At 60.5% G+C, this 1,023-nt stretch carries 1 protein-coding gene; it reads right to left on the bottom strand.

The window, feature by feature from the left end; translation table 11 throughout:
• Positions 1-940: IS481-like element ISStma3 family transposase (locus AC0Z6F_RS22565; protein WP_485618655.1), on the bottom strand; the 940-nt coding region annotated here is incomplete at its 3' end.
• Between the last annotated feature and the right edge of the window lie 83 nt (positions 941-1,023).

Here is a 1,023-nt window from a genome sequence, read left to right on the forward strand (position 1 = left end):
TGTGTAAACCCACTACGTTGTTCAGCCGTACTCTTGAGATAGGTGGCTGGCCGCCGATCGCCATATGGGGACGGTGCCAGTTGTAGTGGTGCAGCCATTGGTTCAACACGGAATTGCGCTGGTCCGAGGATGCGTACTCGCAGGCGTAAGCCCACTCGCGCAGGCTGGTCTGGATGAAGCGCTCGGCTTTGCCATTGGTCCGCGGCGTGTAGGGCTTGGTTCTGATGTGCTTGATCCCAAGGGATTTGAGCAGCTTGGCAAAGGCGGTAGAGCGATAGCAGGCACCGTTGTCGGTCAGGATCCGCTTGAAGGTGATTCCCAGGCTGGCGTAGTACTCCAGAGCGCCCAGCAACGCCTGACAGGCGGTTTCGCCCTGTTCGTTGGGGTGGACGCTGCTGAAGGCGACCCGGGAGTGATCGTCGATGGCCACGTGGACGTAGCCCCAGCCACCGCCGGCGGCGTTTCCCCTGCGCTTGGCATCGGTTCTGTGCCCTGGCCGCTGGAAGTTGCCCAGCTTCTTGATGTCCAGATGCAGCAGCCCTCCGGGCTGATCGTATTCGTATCGGATGACCTCCTTGGGCGGATCAAGCCGACACAACCGATTGAGGCCGTGGGCGCGCATCAGCCTTGAAATCGTACTGTGGCCGACCCCCAGCGCCTTGGAGATGGTCAGGTAGGTCTGCCGCTTACGGCGGTGCTCCTTGATTTGCTCGACTACCGGAGCAGGTGTGGCATGCGGCGTCTGGTGAGGCCGTGAGCTGCGGTTTTCCAGGCCCGGTGCCCCGAACTGGCGGAATCGGGCCAGCCACTTGTAGGCCGTACGCACACTTACGCCACACGCTTGAGCTGCTTCTTCCGGGCGTAGGCCCTCGTGGAGGATGCGGCGGACCAGAAGCGCTCGACTAAACGGCGTCAAACGGGCATTTTTATGATTGTTCATCCGGGCTCTTTGGGGACTGGAACGGTGTGGTAACCACCATTTTCCAAAGATGTCCCGGATGAACAACCTACAGAGAGATCACA

The sequence above is a fragment of the Stenotrophomonas sp. 1L-E-5-B-C3 genome, assembly GCF_057292075.1.